This window comes from Pirellulales bacterium (assembly GCA_036499395.1).
Lineage (GTDB): Bacteria > Planctomycetota > Planctomycetia > Pirellulales > JACPPG01 > JACPPG01.
The window spans coordinates 403,343-425,289 of sequence record DASYDW010000063.1; the positions used below are offsets into that span (position 1 = coordinate 403,343).

16 protein-coding genes are annotated in these 21,947 nt (G+C 61.5%); 8 read left to right on the forward strand and 8 right to left on the reverse strand.

Annotated elements, in window-relative coordinates:
* Positions 1 to 2 precede the first annotated feature (2 nt).
* Positions 3 to 1,283, forward strand: a complete 1,281-nt coding sequence (locus VGN12_10935) for an amidohydrolase family protein (GenBank protein HEY4309957.1) — start codon at positions 3 to 5, stop codon at positions 1,281 to 1,283.
* Positions 1,284 to 1,395: 112 nt separating this feature from the next.
* On the opposite strand, the gene VGN12_10940 is transcribed toward VGN12_10935, so the two are convergent.
* A complete protein-coding gene (locus tag VGN12_10940) occupies positions 1,396 to 2,271 on the reverse strand; it encodes a M48 family metallopeptidase (GenBank protein ID HEY4309958.1) in 876 nt (291 codons plus the stop codon).
* A gap of 174 nt (positions 2,272 to 2,445) precedes the next feature.
* Between VGN12_10940 and VGN12_10945 the strand changes: the two genes are divergently transcribed.
* On the forward strand, positions 2,446 to 3,117 hold the full coding sequence (locus tag VGN12_10945; protein HEY4309959.1) for an FMN-binding negative transcriptional regulator: 672 nt from the start codon (positions 2,446 to 2,448) through the stop codon (positions 3,115 to 3,117).
* Positions 3,118 to 3,326: 209 nt separating this feature from the next.
* The gene (locus tag VGN12_10950; protein HEY4309960.1) at positions 3,327 to 4,163 is read left to right on the forward strand and encodes an SDR family oxidoreductase; all 837 of its coding nucleotides are present in this window, start codon (positions 3,327 to 3,329) and stop codon (positions 4,161 to 4,163) included.
* Between the two features lie 80 nt (positions 4,164 to 4,243).
* Here VGN12_10950 and VGN12_10955 read toward each other — a convergent pair whose 3' ends face one another.
* Both VGN12_10955 and VGN12_10960 read right to left on the reverse strand, forming a co-directional pair.
* Positions 4,244 to 6,172: a c-type cytochrome domain-containing protein gene (locus tag VGN12_10955; GenBank protein ID HEY4309961.1), complete on the reverse strand. Its 1,929-nt coding sequence runs from the start codon at positions 6,170 to 6,172 to the stop codon at positions 4,244 to 4,246.
* A gap of 188 nt (positions 6,173 to 6,360) precedes the next feature.
* On the reverse strand, positions 6,361 to 6,978 hold the full coding sequence (locus VGN12_10960; GenBank protein ID HEY4309962.1) for a hypothetical protein: 618 nt from the start codon (positions 6,976 to 6,978) through the stop codon (positions 6,361 to 6,363).
* Positions 6,979 to 7,558: 580 nt separating this feature from the next.
* Here VGN12_10960 and VGN12_10965 point away from each other — a divergent pair.
* From VGN12_10965 to VGN12_10975, 3 genes are all read left to right on the forward strand, one after another.
* Positions 7,559 to 7,852 (forward strand): glutaredoxin family protein, encoded by a 294-nt coding sequence (locus VGN12_10965; protein ID HEY4309963.1) that lies wholly within the window; start codon positions 7,559 to 7,561, stop codon positions 7,850 to 7,852.
* 158 nt (positions 7,853 to 8,010) lie between these two features.
* The gene (thiO, locus tag VGN12_10970; GenBank protein ID HEY4309964.1) at positions 8,011 to 9,144 is read left to right on the forward strand and encodes a glycine oxidase ThiO; all 1,134 of its coding nucleotides are present in this window, start codon (positions 8,011 to 8,013) and stop codon (positions 9,142 to 9,144) included.
* Positions 9,145 to 9,162: 18 nt separating this feature from the next.
* Positions 9,163 to 9,897, forward strand: a complete 735-nt coding sequence (locus tag VGN12_10975; GenBank protein ID HEY4309965.1) for an NAD-binding protein — start codon at positions 9,163 to 9,165, stop codon at positions 9,895 to 9,897.
* 3 nt (positions 9,898 to 9,900) lie between these two features.
* Here the strand turns inward: VGN12_10975 and VGN12_10980 are convergent, their stop codons facing one another.
* From VGN12_10980 to VGN12_10995, 4 genes are all read right to left on the reverse strand, one after another.
* Complete coding sequence (locus VGN12_10980; protein HEY4309966.1) at positions 9,901 to 10,941, reverse strand: lipase; 1,041 nt, start codon at positions 10,939 to 10,941, stop codon at positions 9,901 to 9,903.
* A gap of 164 nt (positions 10,942 to 11,105) precedes the next feature.
* Entirely contained in the window at positions 11,106 to 11,930 is an 825-nt protein-coding gene (locus VGN12_10985) for an AAA family ATPase (protein ID HEY4309967.1), read from the reverse strand.
* Between the two features lie 35 nt (positions 11,931 to 11,965).
* Positions 11,966 to 13,156: a hypothetical protein gene (locus tag VGN12_10990; protein HEY4309968.1), complete on the reverse strand. Its 1,191-nt coding sequence runs from the start codon at positions 13,154 to 13,156 to the stop codon at positions 11,966 to 11,968.
* Positions 13,153 to 13,773: a hypothetical protein gene (locus VGN12_10995; GenBank protein HEY4309969.1), complete on the reverse strand. Its 621-nt coding sequence runs from the start codon at positions 13,771 to 13,773 to the stop codon at positions 13,153 to 13,155. Before VGN12_10995 ends, VGN12_10990 begins: the two co-directional genes overlap by 4 nt.
* Before the next feature lie 557 nt (positions 13,774 to 14,330).
* Between VGN12_10995 and metH the strand changes: the two genes are divergently transcribed.
* Positions 14,331 to 18,035, forward strand: coding sequence for a methionine synthase (gene metH, locus VGN12_11000; protein HEY4309970.1), 3,705 nt, complete (start codon positions 14,331 to 14,333; stop codon positions 18,033 to 18,035).
* Positions 18,036 to 18,126: 91 nt separating this feature from the next.
* On the opposite strand, the gene VGN12_11005 is transcribed toward metH, so the two are convergent.
* On the reverse strand, positions 18,127 to 19,173 hold the full coding sequence (locus VGN12_11005; GenBank protein HEY4309971.1) for a PEP-CTERM sorting domain-containing protein: 1,047 nt from the start codon (positions 19,171 to 19,173) through the stop codon (positions 18,127 to 18,129).
* Between the two features lie 894 nt (positions 19,174 to 20,067).
* On the opposite strand from VGN12_11005, the gene VGN12_11010 reads away from it, so the two are divergent.
* Complete coding sequence (locus VGN12_11010; GenBank protein ID HEY4309972.1) at positions 20,068 to 21,927, forward strand: alpha/beta hydrolase-fold protein; 1,860 nt, start codon at positions 20,068 to 20,070, stop codon at positions 21,925 to 21,927.
* Positions 21,928 to 21,947 lie beyond the last annotated feature (20 nt).

The window sequence follows — 21,947 nt, forward strand, 5'->3', positions numbered from 1 at the left end:
CAATGCGACGATCATTAACGCCGATTGGCATCGCCTGTGGACTTCTCGTGGCGTTATCGCCAGGAAGCGTCCGCGCCCAGATCGCGGTACGCGGCAAAACCGTCTATACGATGGCCGGTCGTCCGATCGAAGACGGTGTCGTCATCGTGAAGGATGGCAAGATCGTGACCCTTGGCAAGGCTGCCGATGTGAAAGTGCCGGACGGCTTCCGCGTGCTCGAAGCGGCCGTCGTAACGCCCGGCCTGGTCGACGCCCATGCAACCGTCGGATTCTCGGGGCTCTTGAATCAGCAAGGCGATCAGGATCAGTTCGAACGCTCGGCGCCGATCCAGCCCGAGATGCGCGCGATCGACGCCTATAACGCCCAGGATGAATTGATCGAATGGGTGCGCGGCTTCGGCATCACCACGGTTCACACCGGCCACGCGCCTGGCGAGCTGATGTCGGGTCAGACCTTGATCGTGAAGACCGTCGGGAACACGGTGGGCGATTCGCTGCTACGCGATGCTTACGCCGTGGCGGCGACGCTGGCCACAAACGCCGAAAAGCCAGAGGGCAAGTCTCCCGGCACGCGCGGCAAAATGATGGCCCTACTTCGCGGTGAGTTGATCAAGGCCCGAGAATATCGCGACAAGGTTCGCAAAGCCGCCAAGCTCGTACCTGCCGAACCGGCCAAGCCGGGCGAGCCCGCCAAAGAAGCCAAGCCGGCCGAGCCGCCGCCGCGCGATCTCCGTCTAGAAACATTAATGCAGGTGCTCGACGGCAAGTTGAAACTGCTCATCACGGCCGATCGATTGCAGGACATTCAAAGCGCCCTGCGGCTGGCGAAAGAATTCGACATCAAGATCATTCTCGACAGCGGGGCCGAAGCCTATCTGGCGATTGACGATCTGAAGGCCGCCGGCGTTCCCGTGATCGTGCATCCTTCGATGGCCCGGGCGACGGACGACAAAGAGAACCTCAGCTTCGAGACGGCAGCCAGGCTCGTAAACGCCGGCATCCCGGTCGCGCTGCAAAGCGGTTACGAAGCATACGTGCCGAAAACTCGCGTGGTCCTGTTCGAAGCCGCACTGACCGCCGCCAACGGCCTTTCGCGCGAGCAAGCGCTATCGACGATCACGATCGACGCGGCCAAGATCCTGGGCATTGCCGACCGCGTCGGCTCGCTTGAAGTCGGCAAAGACGGGGACCTGGCACTCTACGACGGCGATCCCTTCGAATACACCACGCACTGCATCGGCACAGTGATCGACGGCAAGGTCGTCAGCGACAAGCCGCGATAAGTGCATGCTGTAAGGATGCACTGTATGCACCATGCAACCAAGCTGGACGCGACGGTGCCCATAAGGCACCTTACGGGATCGCCAATCGCAGACGCAACACCGCAGCGTGGTGCTACGGCTGCAACCCGTCCGGCACGCCGTTCGGAAATTCCTTCTGGATCACGGTCTTGATGTACTGGATCCGGTTGGCCGGCTTCGGGTGCGTGCTGAGAATCTCTGGCGGACCGCCCTCGCCTGAAGCTTTGTCCAAAATCTGCATCACGCCGATCATGGCGCGTGGGTCGTAGCCTGCCTCGGCCGCCAGCTTCACACCCCATTGGTCGGCTTCGGTTTCAGCGCCGCGACCGTACTTCATGTTTACAAGCGCCCCGACCTGGGCCGCGATTTGCGCTGTGTTCTGATCCCCGCCCGCCATACCGGCTGCGCCGGCCAGCCCTTGGGTCAACTGCTGCTTGGCAAGCTGTTGGGCGCCGTGCCTCGACAGTACGTGGCCGATCTCGTGTCCCAGCACGCCGGCCAACTGCCCCTCGGTCTCGAGCAGCTTGTACAAACCGCTCGTGATAAACACCTGCCCGCCCGGCAGCGCAAAGGCATTAATCGTCTTCGGATCGTTCAGCAGATGAAACTTAAACGGGTAAGGATTCTTCCGCCCGTGCTTAGCAAGGTCGTCGTCGAACGATCGTAACAGTCGCTCACCGACTCGATCCACCGTTTGGCGTGCCTGTGGGCTGGCGCTCAAACCGCCGTGCTCGGCTTCCATCTGCGGCGCGGCCTGCAGTCCCATGGCGATTTCCTGGTCCTCGCTCATGCCGACGCGTTGATGTTCGCCCGTGATCGGGTTTTCGGTCGTCATGCCATAGAACGAGATAATCGAAACGAGCGCGATCAGCGCGGCCAGCATGAGCCGCACCTTCCAGCCCGAATTGCCACGCCCCGGCCCATAAGCCATTTGACTGGATTCGTAGTCGTCTCGTTGTCCGTATGACACGGCCGTGTACTCCGAAAGGTATTGACTGATCGCACGCCAGACCGGCGCGCTGGGGAACAGTGATGCTGTGGAATGGTCGCTGAGAGATGTATAACTGCCGCCAGCGTCCCCCTAATCCTAGCCGCGCCCCACGGCGAAGCCAGTCGCGGGGAGCGAACCTGCCCGACTCCCGGCATGTCCCCCAGCCAGCTTGTAACGATCGCTCCAGCCCTCTCAGCAAAAACCATGTACATTCCGAATTATTTTCAGGGGCCCGACCAACCGGCCGTCTTCGATTTTGTCGAGGCGCACAGTTTTGGCCTGGTCGTCTCGGCCTGCGACGGCGAACTTTGCGGGACCCACCTGCCGCTGCTTTTGCGGCGCGACGTCGGGCCGCATGGCCAACTAGTCGGACACATGTCCCGCGCGAATCCGCATTCACGGGACATGGCCGGCGCCGAGGTGCTCGCTATTTTCAACGGGCCGCACGCCTACATCTCGCCCACCTGGTACGAAGCCGACGACGTCGTGCCAACCTGGAACTATCTGGCGGTTCACGCGACCGGCCGGTGCGAAATGATCGACGACGAGGAAGTGGCGATGCAAGTCGTGGCGGACTACGTCGCTTTCTACGAACAATCGATGCCCCGGCCTTGGCGGCTCGACACCACGACGACCTACAACCGGCGGCTCGTCAAACAGATCGTCGCGTTTAAGATCGATATCATCCGGCTCGAGGCGAAATGGAAGCTCGGCCAAAACCATTCTGCCGATCGGCGCGAAAAAGTCAGTCGTCACCTGGCAGAGAGCACAAATGCGGAAGCACAAGAAATCGGCCGCCTGATGCGCGGCACGCAAGGAACCTAGCCTTTCGCCACTCGATGCCCTGTGCCGAACGTTTCCGGCAACTCCCCGTGCCATGCTTTTTCCGGCAAGGCTGGAATAAGCATGGCGAACATAGCCAGTGCATATCCTCGTAAAACATCGCCAGCCTTCCCTCTTCCCGCACGACATCGGCCGGACCAGAATAACGACGCCATCTCTATCGCAAATCTTCCGCCGAAATGTCGCCGCGCATGCATGCCCCGTCATCGCCGCAGGTCTTTCTCATCACCGGCTGCGCGAGCGGCATCGGCCGGCACCTCGCCGAGCGCGCCGTAGCGGCCGGACACAGCCTGCTGGCGACGGATCTCAATGCCGACGCACTTGCCCGCGAGGCGCAGCGCCTAACGTGGCGTTCGCCCCAGGTCGAAACAGCGACGCTCGACGTGCGCGACCCGGCCGCCTGGCGAACCACCGTCGACCGCACAATAAACACATTCGGGCGTCTCGACGTCCTGATCAACGTCGCTGGTATCATTCAGCCGGGCTACGTGTATGACATCTCGCCCGAGGAGATGCTGTTGCATATCGACGTCAATGCCCGTGGCGTGATGCTCGGCACGCAAACGGCCGCCCGGCAGATGGTCCGCCAAGGGCATGGGCATATCATCAATATCGCCTCGATGGCCGGCATCGCGCCGATCCCAGGCATCGCCTCGTACACGGCGTCGAAGTTCGCCGTCCGCGGCTTCACGCTGGCCGTGGCACACGAGCTGCGCGAGCATGGCGTCAGCGTTTCGTGCGTCTGTCCCGACGCGGTCGAGACCCCCATGCTCGATCTGCAAATGTCGCACGCGGCCGCAGCGCTGACGTTTAGCTCGAAGCGATTCTTGACCGTCGAAGACGTCGGAAGTGCGATTTTCGACCACGTGTTGCTGCGACGACCGCTCGAGGTAACGCTTCCCCGCAGCCGTGGTTGGCTGGCAAAGTTAACGTCACTATGGCCGGCAACCACGGGGTGGCTCTTGCCGTCGCTCACCAAAGACAGCCTGAAGCGGCAAGCCGAATATCGCCGCCAAAAAGAATCGTAGATTTCGTACGGTGAATTGATTGCACGATGCAATCACGTGCGACGCCGCGGTGCCCACAGGGCACTCTACCAGAACAGACGCTATCCGCGCCCCGGTTTGCGCCGCAGCCACAGCTCGACCAACGCTCGCGTGTTCGAACGAAAAGTGTCCGTCACGGCCTGCTCGAAGTCGCGTTCTTCGACCAGCGCCGCGATCAGCGATTGAAACGCCGGCAGCTTCTGAGTCAGGCTGCGGACAAAGGCGTAGCTGCGCGCGGACAGTTCCGCATCGAACACCGTGGCCGATAGGAAAGCGTCCGGCGTATCAGTCGCCGGCAGGTTTTGCACGTCGGCCTCCCATTGCTTCACTAACGGGTTGCGCGGCTCGACGCGTGCTGCGATCGCGCGGGCTGCTCCGGCCGCGAACCAGGGGGGCAGATTGTTGAAACTCAACAAAAACCCGCCAGCGATTTGCTCGGCAATCAGGGCCGGTAAGATCGCGTCGTTGTCCGTGCTGGCGGTGACGCACGCGTACAGGTCCGAACCTTTGACGTTCGCATGCCCTGCAGCGCCGCGCGGTGCTTCGCGCCCCTCGACCATGCGAACGAACTCGCTGTAGTCGAACTGCCGTTTCAGCACGAAAACGGCCAGGGTCCCCTTCACGAGTGGTGTCTCGGGGTCGAGCTTCAACAGCTTCACGATCTTGACGCGTTCGGCCTCGGCCAGTTCCGAGATCTCGTTCAATCGCGCCGACGAGACGTTGCCCATCAGAATAAAATTCGAGGTCTGTACCTCCTGCGCAGCTTCGTCCGGCGCTGCCAGAGCCCACAACTTGTGCGCCTGGGCCACTCGCTTGGTGGTTAATTCTTCATGCGTCATCCGACCGGCGAGCGATTCTTCGACCGCCACGCGCAGCGGCGCCGCCGCATCCGAGCCGTCGAACTTGGCTCCTTCTTTCAACCAGGTCTCGAACTGTGCGATCTCTTGATCCGAAAGCGGCGGCTTATCGAGCGGCATCCGGTCACCATCAATGCCGCGAATTCGCTTCAGCAGTAAACTCTCGGTCGGCTTGTCCGCTTCGATGGCCTTGCCCGTCGTGCCTCCTTGCAGCAGTCCGGCGAAGGTTTCGAGCCGCAACTGTCCGCCCGGGTTGTCGCCACCGTGGCAGCCGACGCAATGCTTCACGAGCACCGGAGCCAGATCGCGGGCGAACTGCACGCTCTCTTTGCCGGTCGCTTTGACGAGCCCGTCCATTTCCGTCTCGGACGGCTTCTGGCCCAATGGAGCTGTGCGATCGGTGCCGTCGAAAAGTGCTCCGGCATTGATCCAGCGCGAAATCAGGTCCAACTCCTCGGGCGTGACTTTGGTGCCGGTCTTGGGCATCGCACCCGAAAGCATCAGATTCGCCATCCGGCTGTCTTGAGCGCTACCGGGGGTGAGGATCGGACCGTTACGCGTCCCTTTCTCGAGTGCCGCGAACGTTGCCATGCTCAGCCCGCCGCGCGAGCCGCGCACATGGCAATTGCCACACTTGGCGATCAAGATCGGTGCGACATCGGATGTGAAACTTGGTCCTGTCGGCAAGGCCTTGGCGGTCTTACGCGGCTTAGCTGGCTTCTTGGCCTTGGCAGTTGCTGCTGCGGGGGTTGATCCGGCCGGCTTCTTTTTACTCTCGGTCGCCTTATCTGCCGGAGCACCGGTTTTTGACTCTGCGGGGGCAGTGGTCGCCGGTGCCTTGAGCTTCGTGAGCGCCCGATCCCCGGCGGCGATGCGCTCCTCGAGTGCATCGACCTTGGTGCGCATGGCAGGCGAGAGGTCGCCGTCGCTCACACTCTTAAGCGTTGTTTTGGCTTCGGCCAGCGCCGCAGCGGCCTTATCGAGCTGCTTTTCGCGGAATGCCTTGCCCGCCGTGGCCAGCGACTGATCGACAGACTTGATCGCGTCGTCCGTCTCGTCGGCGATGGCGGGGTCAGCCAACCCGATCGTCAGGGACCATCCAGCGACGGCCACGAGAAGAATTGCCGTGCGCATGCGCAAAGCCTGTGCCTCGTTCCCAGAAATCCCGTCAGTACGCCGTGACAAGAGATTTGTACGGCAGCCAGTTCCGTGGCATTCATTATAGAAGTGCGCAAGCGCCGCCGTCCAACGGTTTTCGGTCACTCGTGTCCATTCGCGGACGGCACAGCATAATGGCGGCAGCGCTCAGCGAATGCGCGCGATCAGTGCTGGCCATGATGCCGACGGCGGACCGGCTTCTTCAGGCTGCGGCTGCGCTCAGCGTTGGTGGGCTGATAACCGTGCCGCACAGCGAACCACTCGGCGAACCGCTCGCGGTCGATCGCGCGCGAGTTCCGATCGTCCAACAGGTGCCCAAGCTCGTGAATCAGGATGTTGTTGAGATAGAAGTCCTTGATCGCGGCCTCGGTCCAAACCAGCTTCCAGCCACCACCCGGATTGCGCAACCACCGGCCGCCATACATGTTGGCCTCGTTGCGCTGATTCGGCTTAGGGGGCTGGTCGTAGTATTCGACCAAGCCCAGTTCGATCGGGTACAGGTACAGTGTCGTTCCCCACTGCATGCCGTAGCAGGGGAAACTCTGCTTCTTGCGCGTGATGCGGCTGAATTGCACCACCTCGAGCGACTTCAGAAACGACGGGGGCAACTGGGCCAAGCGGTCGCGCACCTCTTGGGGGGTCACGACGTGCTGATATCCGACACCTGGATCCTGGATGACGAAACGGTAGTTCGCGCCGTCTTCGCGCGGTTCGTACCAGTTCTCGGGCGGGGCAAAGGGGAGCCGCTCGTTACGGTGCCCGAAACGAGCACGATTACTCAATGGGACCCCCTGCCGCGCAGGACGAGCCACCGGCGCCGTACTCCGTTCGTGGGGGATCGGACCTCGTTTATACGATTTTCTGACGGCACGCATCGCGGACCACACCAGGAAAAAAGACCAGGGATGAGGAAGCAGTAGCGGTTCAAAAACCAATCCCTGGCGGGTCTGCGTTTGAGGATCGCAAACCGGTCGGTCCATCATGGAAACTGGACGCTAAAGGCCCCACCCGGCCTCCCCAGTGGGGAAGCCCCGGACAGGGCCCTCAGTCTCATCCTAGCGGGCCGTTGGATCAGAAAGCAAGCGACCTACGTAAGTGGCATTACTTCAATGCCTTACGACTTCCATTTTACCGCCCTTGACATTCCAAAATGACCCCCGTAGTCCCTCCGCCCGAGAAGCTGCAGGAGACCCCAAAAACCTGAATGCGCGCCTCGAAATCGGCGCGCGAACTTTCGCGCACATGAGCGCGCTGAAAGCACCTCGCAGCACTCATCACGAAAGCGCGAACGTTGCGAAAACAAAAGTAGCGAAGTTGCCGATCCGAGATTCGTCTCTCGGCAACGCGCGATCACGTCCTAGAATGATGTCGAGCGACAGCTCGTCGCGCCTGAAAACGCTACCGACGAAGGACTCGATCCGCGTGAAGGTCGTTCTCTATACCCGCCAGGGCTGCCACCTGTGCGACGACGCACTAGCACTCCTGCGCCGGCACGGTCTGGAACCTGGCGAGGTCGACATCGACCAGTACCCTGACCTTCGCGATCGCTACAATTTGTGCGTGCCTGTGGTCGAAATCGATGGTCGCGAGCGCTTTCGCGGGCGCATCGACTTGCGGCTGCTGCGGCGCCTGATTGCAGGCCGTTCGGCCGATTAGCCGTGCAATCTCTTGCGGCTTCGCGACAGCGTGCCCCAAGGGGCGAGAGCGGTTGCATTGCGACCATGTCCTGGCCCTCGACGCCCCCTCGGCACGCTCTAGAATGGCCGCTGGGACGGGCAACATCGCCGTCCGACGATTGAAAAACGGAGCGGAACGTGGCGGAAGACTGCCTGATTCTCGGCGGGGGCGTAATCGGCCTCTCGCTAGCCTATGAGCTGGCGGGCGCAGGCGCGTCGGTCCACGTCGTCGAGCGCGGCACCACCGGACGCGAGGCATCCTGGGCTGGCGCCGGCATTTTGCCCCCCGGCAATATCACAGACCCGCAAACGGCCGACGAGCGTCTGATCCGCCTTTGCCACGACCTGCACCCACGCTGGTCGGCTCAGTTACGCGAAGAAACCGGCATCGATAACGAATATCGCCGCACCGGAGGGCTGTATCTCGCTCGGACGGCCGAGGAAGCAACGGCCGTCCGGCAGCAGGGACACAAATGGCGCGATCTCGGCATCTCGGTCGAGTTCCCCACGGCTTCGCAGCTACGAGATATCGAACCAGCACTTGCCTGGGCCAAGACCGATTCTGAGAACGCAGAATCAGAGAACGACGATGCCTTGTTCGCTCCCGACGAAGCTCAACTACGCAACCCCCGCCATCTACGCGCTTTACGAGCAGCTTGTGCCGCGCGAGGTGTCCGTCTGACCGAAGGGGAAAGCGTCGAAGATTTCGAAATCGCGGGCAAACGGGTCACCGGCGTGCGAACCGCTGCGAATCGCCACGTTGCCGGCGCGATTTGTGTCACCGGGGGTGCCTGGAGCAAGGCCGCACTGGCTCGCCTCGGCACGACGATCGCCTTGAAGCCGATTCGCGGACAGATCGCGCTCTTGCAGGCCCCAGCGAAATTACTGCGGCGCGTTATCAACGACGGAAAGCGTTACCTCGTACCCCGCGCCGATGGCCGTGTGCTGGTCGGTTCGACCGAGGAAGACGTTGGATTTCTGAAACGTACGACGGTCGAGGCCATCGGCGAGCTGCTACGATTCGCGGGCGAGCTGGTCCCGGGCCTGCAACAAGCTACGCTGGAAACATCATGGGCCGGATTGCGACCGATGACTCCCGACGAGCGCCCCTATCTGGGGCGCGTGCCGGACTTCGAGAACGCCTTTGTCGCCGCAGGACATTTTCGAGCCGGCCTGCAACTCTCGCCGGGCACGGCCGTCATCATGCGGCAAGCAATGCTCGGCCAGCCGATTGAACTGGAACTGGCCGCGTTTCGTGTCGACCGAGGATGAATGGAGTACGAAAGTTAAATGGCAGTTGATACCCCCGCCACGGTCGCCGTCATCGGCGCAGGCCCCATCGGTCTTGAAGCCGCGCTCTACGCGCGATTCCTGGGCTACGACGTGCGTATCTTCGAACGAAACGTCGCTGCCGGCAATCTGCTCACTACCGACGCCACGTGGCACTGCGCCTGGCGCGAAAGCATTTCGCCGCTGGGTATCGCGGCGTTAGCCGCTCAACAACCCAACTGGCAACCGCCACCGACTGAGACGATCCTGCGAGCGGCCGAGCTGGCCGAGCTGTATTTCGTCCCTCTCGCGCAATCAGACCTGCTAGTGGACAACCTGCTCGTCGGTCGCGAAGTGATCGGCATCGAGCGCGACCTGGCCCCCGGTGAACTTCCCGAAGAGGACGAAGTCACCGGCTTCCGGCTGCGAATCCGCTCGACCGAGGGAGAGGAAGTCGAAACAGCCGATATCGTGATCGACACATCGGGCATCGTCCCCACGGCTGACGCCGAGCGTTTAGTCTTTGGCGCGTTACGCTTCGCCGAGTCCGAAGGCGAGGCTTCGATCCCGAGCGACACATCGCCGCAGCGGCTGCTGACGGCCGAAGCGGACTATTACGTTCTGGGGATGAAAAGTGCGAAAGTCCCCAGCGAATTCCGGTATGTCGACGGGCTGCGGCAGATCCGAGACTTGTTCACGATCATCGCCGACCGTTCCTCGCTCGACCTGTACGCCAACGTCGCCGCGACGAACTGATCGTCACGGTTGGTCGTGCGATTCGTCCCGGATCGGCTCGCAAGTTCCGTCCCTGCGGAACGAACCGGTGTGCAGGTAACGACGTGTCAGTTCTTGGACCGATCGATTGGCCATCAGTGACGAGTGCAGCGCGTCGACCAGGACAAAATCGCTGGCCCCGACCAGGCGGGCCTCGGCCACGCGTACGGTGCCGTCGTCGTCGCCATCCAGCAACGGATTAAACCCGCTCTGATTACCTCGGCCGCCAGCGATGATCCCGAACTCGCAGGGTGGCGTCGACAGGTGTGGCTCCAACTCGCGCCAGCGATGCGCCAATTGCTGGGCGGATTCTCCCAGCGTCGTATCGAAGATCGCATTGCCCCCCAGAGTGTCCGCCACGCGCGAGCCATGGTTGGGCGGACCAAGCATGACAAACCGCCCCAGCCGCGGATCACTACGACCCTCGTGCGCGGCCGCATGGTCTGACAAGTAGTGACGAATCACGAGGTTGCCGAGGCTGTGAGCCACGAAATGGATCTCGCGCGCTCCCTGCAGATTGGCCATGATCGAACGCAGCGCCGCCGCATGGTCAGCTACTGACGCCCTCGTGCTGGGATAAGCGACGCTGATCACGGTCCAAGTGCTGTCCTCTTCCAACGCTTCGACCAAGGGGGCCATCTGTTGCCGGCTTCCCAACAGGCCGTGCAGCACCAACACCACGGTCCCATGTACAGGCTCGACGACGCCGCGCCGTTTCAGGTCGTTCAAATGTGTTTGGCACGAATCCTGGCTTCCCCAAGCTCGCCGCACATCGTCCGGATCGAGCAGGCGACAATGGCCTGTCATGACGTTGCGCTGGATGCGCCAACGTCCGCAGCAGACGACGTCCCCCCACAACTGCGTTCCGCCGCGCGTCGGCGCGACGACATTGGGAGGATCGGCCAGAAAATTCGCGCGAATCACGGGCCAGCGCGAAAGGCCCAACGGCTCGTCAGCCTGCGAAGCATGGCCGGCGAACAACAGAATCAGAATCGATCGCGCGAGTTGAACGCAGACCCAGCGCATCGGCATGGCCTCGTGCTGACGCCAAACGACACATCCCCCACTAAGCAAGGGGGCGGTACGCTAGCAGCCACGATCCACCGGGGCAAGATCAGTCGTACACCGAGAGCACGGCCAAGAGTGCCTCGCCCCCCCACAATGGTGGAAGCGACGCCAAACCCGTCGTCCTAGCAGGACGTGATGGTGACCAGATCCTGCCCCACCGCCTCGATGTGGGCCGGCCCGATCGTGCGATATTCTTCGGCAAAGCCGACCAGCAAAGCCAGGTCGCACAGCCGGTTGATCTGTCGCGGAATACCGTGCGACATTTCATGCACGGCCTCGATCGCGGCGGGCTCGAAGATTGTGCGGTCACTCCCCGCCACGGCCAGCCGATGTTGTACATACGACATGGTCTCTTCGATCGATAGCGACCGGATCAGGCATTTAACGGCCAGCCGCTCTTCTAGCTGAGGCATCCGCGAGAGCATCGGCGCCAGCCCGGTCTGACCGACCAGAAGCAAGGTCAGCGCAGGTCCACTTGCCGCTTCGAAGTTCAACAGCAACCGCAGCGCCTCGAAGGCCCGACCACCGTCGATCAGGTGCGCTTCGTCGATCGCGATGACGGCGTGCCCCCCTTGGGCGGCGATTTCGGCGAGACGGTGTTGAATCCGCCGCACGCTGGTGTCGGTCGACGGCGCCGCGGAATCACGTTCCGAAGTCGCTTGCAGTTCGACGGCCAGATACGCCAGCAGGTCAGCAACTGGCATCTGCGGAAAAACCAGATGCACGAAGGGGCGATAGCTCTCCGGCAGTTGCTCGGCCAACATCCGCACGAGCATCGTCTTGCCGCAGCCCGAGGGGCCAATCAACAAGGCCGCGCCACGCCGGTTCTCGATCGCGTAGCGCAGCTTCAGAAGCGCTCCTTGATGCGTTTCGGTGGGGTAGTAGGCCTTCGCTTCGCACTGTGTGGCGAACGGTTTCTGCTGCAACTGCCAGTAGGCTTCGTACATGATTCGAATCGCCCGATTGAATAGGTGGATCCGCGCTAAGCGACGGCGAAATTCTCGACAAAATTCCATTGCGCAATGCCGCAGCCGTGCAGTCGCCGCTCGATTTCGGCGGCTTCGTCATCACTGGTCGCGCGCAGATCGCGCACTACTAAGGCTCGGTCGACGCGGCAAGGGGCCGCCCAGGAAAGCAACCGCCGCCGATCCCCAGTGTCACCGAAGGGTCCGGCGTCGATCAGCACTACGTCGCAATGGCGGCGCAATTCGTCGAGCGAGCTTTTCAGCCGCGCGATGCTCAAACGCCAATCGGTCGCGGCCGGTTGCCGCAGCGGCAGCACCACGACCCGATCTTCCAAGGATTCGACCAGCGCTTCGATCAATGGTTTGTTTCCGGTCAACGTGTCTTCCAGTCCCACCTGCGCGGCCAGCCCCAGGCTGTCGGCCAGACCGGGCGCGTCGAAATGCGCATCGACCAGGATCACGCGCTGTTGCTGATCGGCCAATGCCTTGGCCAATGCAAGGGCCACGACCGTGCATCCTTCGCCACGGTGCGACGCCGTGACGGTCACCAGCTTGCGATGGCGCCGGCACGCTTCGGCCAGATCGCTGGCCGCAGCGCGGAACTGTGCAGCTGCCGCTTCGAGCAACACGTCCGTCAATTCGGGCCAGGAAAAGCTCGACACCTCGAACACCGGTCGCCATACGGGCGACGGTCCCGAGATCGGCAAGATCACGGGCCGGGGACTGACCGGCGGCGTGTCCAAGGGGGGCGTCGCAAGCGGCGCGCTCGTAGCGGCCGGCGATGCACTGATGGTAGCCGCCGTCGACGGACGCGGCGGATCGGCGAAGTTTGCGTGCGGCGGTCGTACCGTGGCGTGCGCCCGATCCACGACCGTAATCGGAATCGAATCCGCGGCCGGCTCAGGTGCCGGTGCCGCCGGCACTACCGATTTGGTTTTGAGTGGCTGTGGTGTTTCCACAGGCGCAACGACAACCGGCGTCTGCGCGATCGTACGCTCGACCATCGGCGTGACGGTTGGCGTGACGGTTGGCGTGGCAACTGGTACCGCAGCGGCAACATGCTCGGCCGGCGGATTCAGCGAGACCTTGGCTGCCGTTTTCGCAGGCCCAGTCGGTGCGGCGATGAAGTGGGGCCGTGGTCCGGCCGGCTTCGCCTCGACCGCGCTTTTGCGATACGCCTTGATAAACGCTTTGTTGAGACTGCTCATCGTGTATTGAAATTGGGAAGAGGAGCGCGGTCAATTCGTTGTTCGATGTGCGCGATCGGCGCCGACGTCCGGCGTGCTTGCGCATTAGGTCCGGTCGTTGCCTCGGCCGCGATAGGCGAACCTGGCTCGACGCGGGCTGCCTGGTTCGAGCGGCCTTGGTTTTCATCCCCCGGCTTATACGGAGGGGCTTCGTCATACACGCCGGCCGTATTGGCCTGTGGCGGATGATTGTCTGCGAGTGTGCGTTCCGCTTTCACCGGCGGGGCGCTGTTCGACTCCTCGCCCACCGCATGGTGCGTAGGCTTATGACGGTTGGCCGCGACCAGCGCGACAACCAATAACACCAGGCCTACCCCCAGCGTGGTCGCGAATAGAGCCCGGGGGCGCCGCCAACGGCCGTTAAACCCTTCGACAAGTGCGGCGACTTTGCCGAACCAGCCGGACCCGACCTTCGCCGACGTAGCGTCAGCGGCTTCTTTGGCCACCATCCGAGTTGTGCAGTCGGGCACTCGCAACAAAACGTATTGCTCTCTTGCGGCCACCGTGCCGAGTGCTGAAGTTCCATCCGTAATCGCGAGTGACGCCCCTGCCGAGCGCGAACGAAGCGGCTGTTCCATGAAGGGCACCGAAGCGGCTGAAGATTGAACGAGAAATGACCAAGACGACTGGGAAGACCGCGGGCAGTTCGAGAACTCGAACCTCGCGGCCTACTTCGGCCTGGGGGACGCTAGTATCCCGAAGTTTCTATCGGTCCGGGATATAGCGATCTTGAGCCCTGTCGCGATGCTGAGCATTGGGTAAGCTTCGCCAGCGTCGCCGTCACGGCGCCCTATGTAATGACAGCCCCCGTACCCCCAGCCCAGGCACACCGGACCTTTGAAACCCCACAAACCAAGGGCGCCAGAGAAGTAACGGCTTGCTCTGACGCGGCTTACATGGGAAATTTGATCCTGGGCACCGCAACGTTGCGCCCTGGATTTCTACTCGGGGGGGACGCCTCGTCTACGGCCGCCTGTCCCGAGGGAATTGCTGGCGCAAGTCGCATCGCCGAATCGACTATTGCCCTCCTCCCATAAGATTCCCCGAGTTGGCGTCGAAACGCTAACCGCTGCCGCTCGCGGGATCCGTTTGTTTATTTTCGCAGCCCAAATTAGACCGGGGTTTGACAGCATCTATGGCTATCGCCAATCAAGCGCACACCCGCGAACTTCTCGAGCAACTGCTGGACGATCGTATCCTCGTGCTGGACGGCGCGATGGGCACGATGATTCAGGGGTTGAAGTACGAAGAGCAGGACTTCCGCGGCGAGCATTTCGCGGATCATCCCTTCCCCTCGCTGAAAGGGTGCAACGACCTGCTGTCGATTACCCAGCCCGAGGCGATCGAGCAAATCCATCGGCTGTACCTCGAGGCGGGCTCGGACATTATCGAGACCAACACGTTCAACGCGAATTCGCTCTCGATGGCCGACTACGGCCTGGAGCGCTATGTCCGTGATATCAACCTCGCGGCCGTGGCCTGCGCCCGCCGTGCGGTCGAAGAGATGAACGCCCGCACGCCCGACAAGCCGCGCTTCGTGGCCGGCTCGATGGGCCCGACCAAGGCACAGCTTTCCGTGGCCGGCAACGTCGATGATCCGGCCTTTCGCCCCGCGACCTTCGCCCAGATGGTCGACATGTACTACGAGCAGGTCGCGGCGCTGGTCGAAGCGGGCGTCGACATCCTGCTGCCGGAAACCGCGTTCGATACGCTCGTGCTGAAGGCCTGCCTTTTCGCCATCGACAAATACTTCGTCGATCACGACGTGCGTTTGCCCGTGATGGCCTCGATCACGATTTTCCAGGGAGGCCGTACACTGTCGGCCCAAACCATCGAGGCGGCCTGGACGTCGATTTCGCATGCCAACCTGATGAGCGTCGGCATCAACTGCGCACTCGGCCCCGAGCAATTGCGTCCCTACCTGGAAGAACTGTCGCAGATCGCGCCGGTTTACGTCAGCTGCTATCCGAACGCCGGGCTGCCCAACGCCTTTGGCGGCTTCGATGAATCGCCCGACCAAATGGCCCGCACGCTGGCCGACTACGCGTCCAATGGCTGGCTGAACCTGGTGGGCGGTTGCTGCGGCTCGACACCGCCGCACATTCGCGCAATTGCCGAAGCAGTGCGCGGCAAGCCGTCGCGCAAGCGGCCGAAGCTGGTCGCGATGACCCGCTTCAGCGGATTAGAACCGTTCTCGCTGCGTCCCGACAGCAATTTCACCATGATCGGCGAACGTACCAACGTCACCGGCTCGAAGAAGTTTGCGCGCATGGTGCTGGCCGGCCAGTTGGAAGACGCGGTCGTCGTGGCGCGCGGCCAGGTCGAAGGGGGCGCGAACATTCTCGACGTCAACATGGACGAAGCCATGCTTGACGGCGAAGCGGCCATGACGCGCTTCCTGAACCTGATCGCCGCCGATCACGAGGTGTCGCGCATTCCGATCATGGTCGACAGCTCGAAATGGTCTGTCATCGAAGCCGGACTACGCTGCGTGCAGGGCAAAGGGATCGTCAACTCGATCAGCTTGAAAGAAGGCGAAGAGCAGTTCCTGCACCATGCCCGTTTGGCCCATCGCTATGGCGCCGCCGTAGTGGTCATGGCCTTCGACGAGAAAGGGCAGGCCACGACCAAGGAAGACAAAGTTCGCATCTGCCAGCGCGCTTACAAATTGCTGACGGAAAAAGTCGGCTTCTCGCCCACCGATATTATTTTCGATCCGAACATCCTTACCGTGGCAACGGGCATTGAGGAGCACAATCGCTACGCGATCAACTTCATCGAAGCCACGCGCGAAATCAAGCGGGTATGCCCCGGCGCCAAAGTCTCGGGCGGTGTCAGCAACATTTCGTTCTCGTTCCGCGGCAACGAGCCCGTGCGCGAGGCGATGCACGCAGCGTTCTTGTATCACGCGATCCGCGCAGGCATGGACATGGGCATCGTCAATGCCGGACAGTTGGCCGTGTACGAAGATATTCCGGCCGAGTTGCTCACGCGCGTCGAGGATGTCCTCTTCGACCGTCGGCCTGACGCAACCGAGCGTTTGATCGAGACGGCCGAATCGTTCAAGCAAGGGGGCACCAAACGCTCGACGGCCGATCTTTCATGGCGCGAGGCCGACGTGAACGAGCGCCTGTCGCACGCGTTGATCCGCGGTATCGCCGATTTCATCGAAGCCGATGCCGAAGAAGCACGGCAACTCTATCCGGCCTGTCTGGACATCATCGAAGGTCCGTTGATGGCCGGCATGCAGATCGTGGGTGACCTGTTCGGCCAGGGGAAAATGTTCCTGCCGCAGGTCGTCAAAAGTGCTCGCGTGATGAAGCGTGCCGTGGCGTACCTGATGCCCTACATGGAAGAGGAGAAGGCGCGCACCGGACGCACGGGCCAGTCCCGTGGCAAGATCCTGATGGCCACCGTCAAAGGGGACGTGCATGACATCGGCAAGAACATCGTCGGCGTCGTGCTGGGTTGCAATAATTACGAGGTCATCGACCTGGGTGTGATGGTTCCCTGCGAGCAGATTCTCGCAACCGCCGTCAAGGAAGGGGTCGACCTGATCGGCCTCAGCGGACTGATCACGCCCAGCCTGGATGAGATGGTCTATGTCGCGAAGGAGATGCAGCGGCAGAACTTTCAGACTCCCCTATTGATCGGCGGAGCCACGACCAGCGCCAAGCATACGGCCGTCAAGATCGCGCCGTCCTACGAGCGCCCCACGATCCATGTGCTGGACGCCTCGCGCAGCGTGGGTGTGGTCGAAAAACTGTTGAATCCGAAGTCGCGTGAGCAATTCGACCAGCGCAATCGTGCCGAGCAGGCACAACTGGTCGAGTCTTATCAGCAGCGACAGCAGGTCCACCTGGTCTCTTACGATGACGCGCGGCGACAGCCGTTCGCCACCGATTGGACAAAGGTCCGGATCGATGTGCCGTCGTTCCTGGGCGTGCGCATCTTGCAGGACGTGCCACTCGCCGATCTGACGCCATTTATCGATTGGTCTCCATTCTTTCAGGCCTGGGAATTGCGTGGCAAATACCCGAAGATCTTCGACGACGCGACCGTCGGCATGGCCGCGCGGGAGCTATTCGACGACGCGCAGCGGCTTTTGCATCGCATCGTCGACGAACATTTGCTGGTGGCCCGGGGCGTTTATGGTTTCTGGCCCGCCGCCTCGCAAGGGGACGATATCGTCGTGTACGCCAGCGAGCAGCGCGATCGCGAGATCGCCCGCTTTCACACGCTGCGCCAGCAATGGGAACGCAAAGGGCAAAAGACGTTCTACGCCTTGTCCGATTTCGTCGCGCCCCTGGAAAGCGGACGCAAGGATTACATCGGCGCCTTCGCCGTCACCACAGGGCTCGGAACGGATGAACTCGTGCAACGATTCGAGGCCGAGCATGACGATCATGGATCGATCCTGGTCAAGTCGCTGGCCGATCGTTTGGCCGAGGCCTTCGCCGAGATGCTGCATCAGCGAGCGCGGCGCGACTGGGGCTATGGCGGCGAAGAAAAACTCTCGAACGACGAGCTGATCGATGAGAAGTATCGCGGCATCCGCCCCGCCCCCGGTTACCCGGCCTGCCCCGACCACACCGAGAAGCGGATCCTGTTCGATCTGCTCTCGGCCGAGCGCAACGCGCAGGTCACGCTGACCGAGAACTTCGCGATGTACCCGGCGGCCAGTGTTAGCGGTCTGTACTTCGGCCACCCGGAGGCGCGCTATTTCGCCGTCGATCGTATCACGCGCGATCAGGCCGAAGATTATGCACGCCGCAAAGGCATGCCGCTCACCGAAGTCGAACGCTGGCTGGCACCAAACCTGGGATACGACCCGGGCTGAGTCGAAAACACTCTGTACCAGGATGCCAGCTCACACGCCGTATGAGCGTACGCTTGACGTCTCTGCCGATGGTCTCACCCGGCGACCGTGATCAACGTCGCCGGCCGGCCACAATGAGAATGCCGGCCAGTGCCATGCCGGAAAGCGCGAAACTCGAAGGCTCGGGCACCGGCGTGAGAAGAACGCTATCGATTTCGACGCCGAATCTTGCGTCGGCCAGGATTTGCCCACCGTTGTTTATGGCTCTGGCATCCTGCAGCACCCATCCGGACGACGGGTCGATCAGTGAGTTCAGGTCGATCATCGTTCCACCTGCATACAGGAACGCGTGCTGCGCACCATTCCCGGTAATGGCCGACATGCCCACCACTTGACCGTTGTCGTTGATGCTGGCAGCCGAGCTGGATGTTCCACCGAGCGTCCCTAGGTCGTGCATCATGCCGCCCGAATAAAGGAAGGCATGCTGCACACTGCTGGTCGTGAGTGAGTAGCCTACGACCTGGCCACTATTGTTGACGTCGTAGCCTTCGCTATTTGTGCCGCCAAGCGTTCCAAGATCATGCAGCGATCCGCCCGAGTAGAGGAACGCGTGATCGGCGGTATCACCGGTGATGTTCGACGATCCCGCGATCTGACCATTGTTGCTGATCGCATTACCGTGACCCTCGGTCCCTCCCAGCGTGCCTAAGTCATGCATCGCGCCGCCGGAGTACAGGAACACATGGCCATTCGAATCCCCCGTCACCTCGCCACTGTCGTTGACGTCATAGCCTTTGCTAAACATCGCCCCGTCGAGCGAGCCGAGGTCGTGCATTGTGCCACCGGAATAGAGAAAGGCGTGGCTGCCGGGGCCGCTGTCGACGGCCGAGTAGCCCGCCACATCACCGGCATTGTTAATGCCTTCGGCGAAACTGAATGACCCACCGAGCGTGCCGAGATCGGTCAAAGACCCGTTCGAATAAAATACGGCGTGATTGCTTCCAAAGCCCGCCATTTGGCCGGCATTGTTGAGGCTCGTGAAACTTGCGGCGCTACCCAGGTCCAGAATGCTGTAAGCGACTGTTGCCCTGGCGCAGTTCGGCGCCAGTATGCCGGCGACCGTAACGGCAACGATGATCAAGTTGCGAATCAAGCTCATTCAGAATTTTCCTCGATCGGAGTTTCAAGAGGATCGGCGATATCGGTACATCAAAAGCAAAAGACCGCCTAACAGTCCAAGAGCTACAGACGCTGACCCTGGGGTATGCCGAAGTGCAGCTGTGAGCCGCACGCGTCGCGGCCGAAGCCGTTCACATGATTCGGGAAGCAGGGCGCTGGAACGAAATGCAAACGGTAAGAGTTACGTTTGGCCAGCGTGCCCCTTGGATCGAGAGAGGTAGCAAAGGCGAGATTACATGCCAGCAATGGCCCGTGCAAGTGCTGGCAAGATATTCGCCTTGAGACGATATCGTGCAGTTTAAGTGCCCGAACTTACACGACTTCACTCGGCCAGTTCGAAGTATGTTATGTGCCCGTTATTGCTTTTGAAGTATGAAGGAAACGCGAAATCGTCAAAACCCGCGAGATTTGTGTGTAGCAAATGCTTGACGGCGGTGATATTCCTCCCCAAACTGGCGGTCGCGTTTCCTAGGGCAGGAGGGGCGTTCTCAAATGGTTCTCACGGTGGGGCTACTTCCGCGGTACCTGCGGAGCGGTAATCGCCGCACCGTTTCTTCGAACTGCGTCACGCTGAGTCGCTAATGCGCAAGCTCTCGTAAATCGAGCGCTCACAAATCTCGACTGGCGGGAAAAACCTTCGCTCCCCGCGATTGATGATTCGTTCCGCGCTCGCACTCGCGCGCCATCTTTTCCCGCCCTCGATATGACGCGATAGCTGGCGCGCGATCCCCCGATTTAATCGGACCATCGCCAAGAACGAGCGTGCCTGCGACCTCGTGCCACAGCAACTCGCGACCGTTTGCCAATTCACCGATTGCCCCGCAGCAAGAACAACTATCGAACACCACACAGAGAACGAGCCATGTTGAACTCGATGAACCATCGTATCCCAATGCCCGAGCCTCGCGCGGCCGCATCGAATCCGCCGCGTTTCTTCGGCTCTGCTGCTCTGCTCACACTCGCCGCGATTGCTCTATGCGCCGCGCCCACTCGCGCTGCGCAGATCTTCGTCACCAACTTCGACGACGGCACGATCGAAACCTACACCACCGCAGGGGCGAGTGTGAATCGCCCTTTGGTGTCGAATCTGATCCGCCCGACGGGCATCGCGGTCGCTGGGTCGAACGTGTTTGTCGCTAAATACTTTGACAACACGGGAACCGGCAGCATTGCGGAATACACGACCGACGGGCAACTCGTGAACGCCGCTCTGGTCCCGGTTCTGTATCACCCCACTAGCATTGCCGTCTCGGGAAATAATCTGTACGTGACGAACAACGGAATCACCGCAAACAGCGGGACCGTGAGTGTGTACACCACGGCGGGAAAGCTCGTGGGCTCGGGCTTGGCGCGCGCGTTGTCGAATCCCGTCGGCATCGCCGTCTCGGATACCAAAGTCTTTGTCGTCAGCGCCGGTAGTGGCGGGAATGGCAAGGGAGTGGTCGGCGAATACACGACCGCGGGCGTAACGGTGAACAAGAACCTGATCACAGGATTGAACAATCCCGGGGGCATCACCGTTGCCGGAGGGAATCTGTACGTGACGAACATCGCCTCGGGAACGGTGGGCGAATACACCGTCGACGGACAACCGATCAACAGCTCGCTGATTACGGGACTGGATAGCCCAGGCCCGATCACGGCCTTGGGATCGCATCTCTATATCACCAACGAATACCTGGGAACGATCAGCGAATACACGACCTCGGGCGCGCCGGTGAACACGACGCTCGTCACCGGCCTGTCCTACCCGCGCGGCATTGCGATCGTGCCCGAGCCGGCCGCCTGGATCCTGCTGGCCGCTGGCATCGGGATGTTGTTTGTCCGTGGATTACGCAAGAGCGTCGCAGCATCGATCAGAAATAAATGCCAGGCTAAACCCGCATTTCGCGCGCAGTTGGTGGCAATGCTCGTCGGGGCCGCGATCACCACGTTCGCCGGGAATGCGCGTGCCACGGATCTCAGCAACTCACTGGCGCTGACCTATTCGGATGGCCAGGGCCACACGATGGCCTATCGATTGTTTCTGCCCGACGGCTTTGGCACGCCGGGAGAGGAGTTTCCGCTGGTCCTGTTTCTGCATGGATCGGGCGAGAGCGGCACCGACAACACCGATCAAGTGACGAACCATATCGACGGTTTGATTTCCGCCACGCGCAGCGGCCCTTACTCGGCCTTCTTGCTCGCTCCGCAACTGCCGACCTCGTCAGGATTCGGTTCGTACAACCCTCAGGATTTGACGATGCAAATCCTCCAGCAAGTCGAGGCCGCTTATCCCGTGGAGACCAACCGGATGTACATTACGGGGCTTTCGATGGGAGGATTTGGAACGTTCGAATACATCAGCGAGTTTCCCAACATGTTCGCGGCCGCTGTTCCCCTGTCAGGCGGCGGAAACGACAGCCCGCAGAATGCCGCGGCGATCAAGAACGTGCCGACCTGGATTTTCCACGGCGACGCCGATCAAACCGTGCCGGTCGGAGATTCGGTCGATATGTATCAGGCGCTTGCCAATGCGGGGGGCCATCCAAAGATGACCATCATTCCCGGCGGCCCGCATGATATTTGGGAGCAAGTCTACGGCGACTCGACCGTGAACCAATACGGCGTTTATCCGTGGATGTTCTCCCAGCAATTGAGCACGTCGATACCTGAGCCATCGACATTCGCGCTGGTCGCGGCGGGCGTGATTGCGATTGCGGTCAGCAAAAAAAGATGGCGGCGGGCGACGTAAGCGCAGCGCCGCGACATGTC

Bases quoted from the DNA above. Each gene is read 5' to 3' on its own strand.
- VGN12_10935 (HEY4309957.1), top strand. From the start codon at position 3: ATGCGACGATCATTAACGCCGATTGGCATCGCCTGTGGACTTCTCGTG.
- VGN12_10945 (HEY4309959.1), top strand. From the start codon at position 2,446: ATGTCCCCCAGCCAGCTTGTAACGATCGCTCCAGCCCTCTCAGCAAAA.
- VGN12_10950 (HEY4309960.1), top strand. From the start codon at position 3,327: ATGCATGCCCCGTCATCGCCGCAGGTCTTTCTCATCACCGGCTGCGCG.
- VGN12_10955 (HEY4309961.1), bottom strand. From the start codon at position 6,172: ATGCGCACGGCAATTCTTCTCGTGGCCGTCGCTGGATGGTCCCTGACG.
- VGN12_10965 (HEY4309963.1), top strand. From the start codon at position 7,559: ATGATGTCGAGCGACAGCTCGTCGCGCCTGAAAACGCTACCGACGAAG.
- VGN12_10975 (HEY4309965.1), top strand. From the start codon at position 9,163: ATGGCAGTTGATACCCCCGCCACGGTCGCCGTCATCGGCGCAGGCCCC.
- VGN12_10980 (HEY4309966.1), bottom strand. From the start codon at position 10,941: ATGCGCTGGGTCTGCGTTCAACTCGCGCGATCGATTCTGATTCTGTTG.
- VGN12_10985 (HEY4309967.1), bottom strand. From the start codon at position 11,930: ATGTACGAAGCCTACTGGCAGTTGCAGCAGAAACCGTTCGCCACACAG.
- VGN12_10990 (HEY4309968.1), bottom strand. From the start codon at position 13,156: ATGAGCAGTCTCAACAAAGCGTTTATCAAGGCGTATCGCAAAAGCGCG.
- VGN12_10995 (HEY4309969.1), bottom strand. From the start codon at position 13,773: ATGGAACAGCCGCTTCGTTCGCGCTCGGCAGGGGCGTCACTCGCGATT.
- metH (HEY4309970.1), top strand. From the start codon at position 14,331: ATGGCTATCGCCAATCAAGCGCACACCCGCGAACTTCTCGAGCAACTG.
- VGN12_11005 (HEY4309971.1), bottom strand. From the start codon at position 19,173: ATGAGCTTGATTCGCAACTTGATCATCGTTGCCGTTACGGTCGCCGGC.
- VGN12_11010 (HEY4309972.1), top strand. From the start codon at position 20,068: ATGAACCATCGTATCCCAATGCCCGAGCCTCGCGCGGCCGCATCGAAT.